The 5,445-nt window shown below is 57.2% G+C and carries 5 protein-coding genes; all 5 read right to left on the minus strand.

Translation table 11 applies throughout. The features are described 5' to 3' along the window. A partial coding sequence (locus tag EOA38_RS26745; RefSeq protein WP_127300647.1) for a VOC family protein occupies nucleotides 1–296 on the minus strand: 296 nt, incomplete at its 3' end. Nucleotides 297–1,052: 756 nt separating this feature from the next. Then, nucleotides 1,053–1,415, minus strand: coding sequence for a hypothetical protein (locus EOA38_RS26750; protein ID WP_127300648.1), 363 nt, complete (start codon nucleotides 1,413–1,415; stop codon nucleotides 1,053–1,055). 1,076 nt (nucleotides 1,416–2,491) lie between these two features. Then, entirely contained in the window at nucleotides 2,492–3,313 is an 822-nt protein-coding gene (locus tag EOA38_RS26755; protein ID WP_127300649.1) for a hypothetical protein, read from the minus strand. A gap of 688 nt (nucleotides 3,314–4,001) precedes the next feature. Further along, nucleotides 4,002–4,592: a hypothetical protein gene (locus tag EOA38_RS26760; protein WP_127300650.1), complete on the minus strand. Its 591-nt coding sequence runs from the start codon at nucleotides 4,590–4,592 to the stop codon at nucleotides 4,002–4,004. Between the two features lie 12 nt (nucleotides 4,593–4,604). After that, the coding region (locus EOA38_RS26765; protein WP_189434917.1) for a DEAD/DEAH box helicase at nucleotides 4,605–5,445 on the minus strand (841 nt) is incomplete at its 5' end.

Here is a 5,445-nt window from a genome sequence, read left to right on the forward strand (position 1 = left end):
TAGTTCAGGCGTGGGCCGGGCGCGCCATTGTCCGCGGCGCCCGCCTCGAGCGCCGCCCGATAGAACGCGTCGACCTCCGCCTTGCTCTTCACCCGGAACGCGACATGCAGATGCGTGAGCGGCGGCTTCTCGCCCGTGCGCTGGATTTCGAACAGGCAGCCATTGCCAACATCGAAGGCCCAGAACACGCCTTCCTTGCCGAAGGATAGGCGATACCCCAAGGGCGCAAAAGCCTTTTCGTAGAAGAGCTTGCTCTTATCGAGGTCGCTCACTTCGATGGTGATGTGGTCGATCATGATGGGGCTCGCTGGTCGTCTAAGCAAATCGGCCCGATCTTGCGATCGGGCCGATAATGTCGTTGCGTCTAGTGATACCACACTCAAAGTTGTGACTCTGCCCCTCTGGAAGCCATTGAAATCATTGCATGATTTTTTAGGAAGAAATTCCACACTCAAAGTTGTGACTCTCCCAGACGCAAAGTTGTAACCTTGAGTGTTCCGGGAAAGTTTTCCGGCGCGGTTTCCGGCCTTCAAGATCAGGTTCGGCGGCGTTTCGGTTAGGGGAGTGTATCCCGCACCTGATGAAGTATTCGTCCGTTGATCCAAATCAGCGAAACAGCGGTCCGTTTAACCTCCGCCTCGCGAGGAAGTCAGGTATAAGAACGGCCCATGTGCACGCCTCCAGCGCAGTGTCGTCCCCAAGAAAACCCTCCTCAAGGCACGACATCAGACGGTCTCTGATATCCATGATGTCTTTATCGGTGAGAGGCTCCGCGTCTCCGTTCAAAGTGCTTGGCCGTTCAGCTTGGTACGCCAGTTCGACCGCGTGTCTCTGAGTGTCCGAGGTGCATCTACGAAGGGGAACTATGCAAGACTTGAGCGCCCGTAGCTCCGCCCGGCGAGTCTGGCGTAACGACTTATGGTGATCTGGGGGACTTTCCTGTCCTGCCTCGGATGGAGCCAACAAACGCTCGACCTGAGCCACACTTCGAACGAAATCCACTACATGACCGATGGTTTCTTCGGTGCTGATCTTACGCAATCCAGCCTCCCTCATATCAAGTCCGTCCAATCCACCCTCATCACAGAGCAACTGATGGTGACCGTGCAGCCAGGGAGAGCCTGTTTGATGCACTCATTCAGCTGCTTTTCGGCCCGAATACCCATGGTGGGCATCACGATGTTGGCATGCTGCCTTTTGCTTTCAGCGGATATCAGCAGGTGGGCCGCAACTTCCCCCCACCGGGTCTCAAAGAAATCGAGTGCTGAATCCGTACCCCAGAGTTCCGTCTGGTTTGAGTGGCCTGCCAAGTTCAGCGCCTCAGGCGGGCGCTTGTACGTACTGATGTTCTTCCAGGCCGCTTTTGTCGTCTGGACAAGGTCGGCGACGAAATCATTGGCTACAGCCGTGTCCATTCCATCTTCCTTTCGAAAAGGTCTGCCAGCAAATTCTGGCGACCACCCGAGGAGAATATCGGCGCGCTGCAACATTCAACGCAGGCTGGCAATCCAACTAAACGCCCGACCTTGGCCAGAGCCGCAACGATTAGCTTGCAGCGTCGGTGCCAAGGCCCATCAGCGTCCCTGATCGTTCAGGACAGGGGCAACCGTTACCAGAGAGCCGATCGCATTTGATCGAACGCATTCACCATGATGTTCTGCGTCTCCAGCAGGGGGCAGGGCGCCCATTGTTAACCGTGACCTTCGACTCCCCTTGCAAGATCCCGTTCGGCCGGCTATCCAACGTTACGCGATCTGCCTCCTTGATCCGATAGTGGTTAAGAGAGAAGGGAGCCAAGGTTACTGAGTCCTTCAAGACTCCTCTCGAATCCTACGAGAGTCAAAACTTTGGGTTCCAAGTACAATACTTTGGGTGTACGACCATTTTTTGATGCCACACTCAAAGTTGTGACTCTGCCCCTCTGGAAGCCATTGAAATCATTGAATGATTTCTTAGGAAGAAATTCCACACCCAAAGTTGTGACTCTGCCAGACGCAAAGTTGTAACCTTGAGTGTCCTAGGAAGGTTTTTCAGCGCGGATTTCGGCCCCTGGATCAATATCGGCGGCTTCGGCCTAGCTCTCAGTTAGCCTTGTGAAGGACGTGGTCGAAGTGTCATCGCAGGCGGTGCTGGTTAGCACGCGGGGTCAGCAAGTTTGCTCAGCTCTGGGTCCACATGCGCGCCCGCAATGATCCCGCCAAAAGTGGCGGGCGCCCGAGTCGTTTCCTGAGGGGAGCATCTGGAGATCTGGCTCAGGTGATGGAAGTGAGCCGCCTGCAGCAGGTAAGGGCCGAAATATTGGGTGTGCAGCCGGGTCTTTCCGAAGGCGGGCGAACGTAAGCCCAATCGATCGGCATCGCGGCATCACTGACTTATCTCAAGGAAACAGTCGGGCTGGACCTCAGGATCATTTGCACCGCTTGACCTCCGAACCTGAAAGCCGCCGTGCGAATCCCGGTGGCAGTTCCCACTCCCGGTCATCTAAGGTCAGTCAAGCTTCCGTCTGTAGCTCGAGGATGCTGCCTCTCGTCTCTCGGTCGTCCTGAACCCTATCGAAGGCATTGCGGATGCCGAGGGAGAGATTGATGTTGACGATCGTCTCCGCATCCCTGCGCCCTTTGAGATAGTCCTGCTCCAGCCTGCGCATCTGCTCGGCCGACACCGGATCAACCGAGAAGTCCAGGCTGTTGACTTCCATATGAGCCGGAACGATCCGTGCCGCGGAGCCACGTCCGGCAATCCGATATTCGATGCTAACCGGCAGCCCATCGCGCGAAACCGGTGAGAAGACCTTCACCTTTTCGAGGTCGAGAATACGCGTCACGACATAGGCGTGGTCAGCAATCTCGATGATGAAATCACCCATCAAAGCCTTGCCGCGCAGATAGATGCTGGACTGGTTGCGAAGAAGGTAGTGAAGCCAGAAATCCTGTTCGAAGCTGATGTCAGGATCGTTGGGCGTCTTGCCCCAAGGATATGACTTTCCGGGATTGAGCGGCGGGTGGAGGAACGCGCCGAGGTTCGAGTGCAAACGTCCGTGGCTGGCAGCATGGTCATTGGCGAAAGCAGCTGCCAACCGTGCCGAAACAAGCAGCTCAAAACCTGCATTTTGAAGGCACCCAATCAAAGCAGCATGCGCCAGCGCAGCTGCATCATACCTGCGGTGGCCCGATTTTCCGGAGCCATTCTCGACCGCCTCCGGTGCCAAACGCTGCTCGATGAGCAGGCCCATGTTGCGCGCCGAAAGGCGAGCGGCGACCGCCAGTTCCCGGGACGTGAAAAATGACAGCGAAGTGCGGGCAGGTCTTGCCATAATTAACTTCCACCTTCTGTTAGTTTGTAACTCTCATAAAATGGAAGTTATGTCAACCGGTTTGGTTCCGCAGGCACTCAGACGGGCTGAGGCATTGCCTACCGGAGACTTTCCAGGTCATCGAACCCGGCAGTGCAATCGGAGTACGCTCGGCTGAAAGCCGTCCTTGAAGCCGGTCGGAAAGTCGAGGAGCAGTATGGTATTGGTAGCCTCCTCAAGCTAAGTCACCCAGTGACTATTCGGTTCGCAGCAAAGCAAGCAATCGATCCCGAGAAATTGGCCAATGCCGAGCGTTATCAGGCATTCCTCTACGGCCGAAACCAGGAATTCTTATCCTTGTGACCCTCTCGGCGAATGCACGTGCGAGCTTAGAGTTCTCCGCTCAGCCAGAGACGACGCCAGGTCGCACACGCAATTCTCCCGAGATGTCTCCCGGTTCAAACCGCTGCTCGATCTCGATTAACATTTTCACATGAGGGCTAGTTGACGTCCTCAGCTTGACGCCTGACCCTTTCTGAAGAACGAAGGAAGGGGTACGGCGGTGGAGAACAATGCACGATGCAACTGCGGGCTAACGAATGCGGGCCAGGTACGTGCGATGCTCCGCCGGGCACCTGTCATCTTAAGATCTTCGAACAGGTCTGCGACAGGTCAAATTGCAGAGGCCGTGAGACTCGCCCTTAGAGGATCAGTGTCGGTTGCTCCCCGCCCTGACGGAGCTAGTCGGCAACGCAGCCCACAGATCGTCCAGACCGGCGGCGAAGCCTTGCGTAGCGACGTCATCTAGTTTGAAGCTTCCAGCCTCGCCGAGGATCGTCTCATAAGTGACGGCTACGCCGCTTCGATCGGAGGCGAGGTGCAGATTCTTCACCACCCGAGTGGCTATCTCCGAAACAATCGGCATTCTCAAGTCGTCGCGAACAGCCAGGAATTCGTCTACCCGAGCAGTCGCGGCCGCTTGGCCATCGTGGCCCGCGCCATGCAGGTTCGTGTGGGCGTTGAGGAACTCAATCAGCGGTGAGATGCGTTCTTTCGGTAATGTTAGCGCCAAATCGGCGCCATTTCGTAGCCTTAGGAGGAACATGCCAACTGCTAAGCCTTGATCGACAAACAATGCGCTGATCATGCTGACCACGTCACGATCGCTGATTTGAGATTCCTGCAACTCGACCGCGTATTGAATTGAATGTGTGTAGTAGCGTTCATATGCCAGTACTATCAGCAGTTCCCATTGCCAATAGCCGCGGTCCCTGCCTGCGCACCCGGTCGGGATGCCCATAAACTCAAACTGTCATATCGGCGAGGCGAGCTCCAGGTATCGGCAAAGTGCATTTGCAAGCTGCATCTGGCGAGGCGTTCGGCACTCAGCTTGGAAAAGCATGGGAGACGACACCAGCACGCATACGCATTTCGCCCGGGACGTCGCCACGTTAAGGCGGTTGAGGCTGTACAGGAATTCCATCCCGCGCGGCGCATCGGCGGGACTTGAGGTCGCCGTCGAGTAGATGGCGATCGGCGCTTCCTGTCCCTGAAACTTGTCCACCGTACCGACCCGTGCGCCGGGCAGGCGCTTTTGGATCTCAAACACCTGGGCATTGAAGGGTGCGATGATGAGGATGTCGTCGAGCGTCAACGGACGAACATCCCCGAGCCGATCGGTCCAGCTAATGCCGGCGGTGGTGACTTCCCTGACGAGGTCCGCGATGGCCTCTGCCTCCTCCGGCGAATTGCTCTGGTTGCCGCTATGCGCGACGGGCAGCCACCTCAGGCCCGCGCCGGACAAGCGTGTCTCGCCGCCGATGAGCTGATCCGCCAACCCTTGGCGAGGGCTGAGTTCCCCAGCGTAGAATAGCTCGGACGTAAACCCACAGATGTCGGGGTGGAGCCGCCATGTTTCGTCGAGGAACAAGCCGCGGTCCAGCGGGATGGTTTGCGCGCCGTCGAGGATGTGATGGAGCGCGGACACATCGCACCCGTCAGGGTGGCTGCCCTGGATAGGCTGGTCGAGCTGCTGAGGATCACCCACGAGGACAAGCGTCTTCGCTGCCTGCGAGACGGCGAGCACGTTGGGGAGGGCCATCTGTGCCGCCTCGTCGACGAACAGCACATCGACCGCTTCAAAGGCGTCAGGG

Source organism: Mesorhizobium sp. M1E.F.Ca.ET.041.01.1.1, assembly GCF_003997355.1.
Lineage (GTDB): Bacteria > Pseudomonadota > Alphaproteobacteria > Rhizobiales > Rhizobiaceae > Mesorhizobium.

What these genes read in the sequence shown, in the direction of transcription:
- EOA38_RS26760 (WP_127300650.1), bottom strand. Translation starts at nt 4,592, where the DNA reads ATGGGCATCCCGACCGGGTGCGCAGGCAGGGACCGCGGCTATTGGCAA.
- EOA38_RS26755 (WP_127300649.1), bottom strand. Translation starts at nt 3,313, where the DNA reads ATGGCAAGACCTGCCCGCACTTCGCTGTCATTTTTCACGTCCCGGGAA.
- EOA38_RS26750 (WP_127300648.1), bottom strand. Translation starts at nt 1,415, where the DNA reads ATGGACACGGCTGTAGCCAATGATTTCGTCGCCGACCTTGTCCAGACG.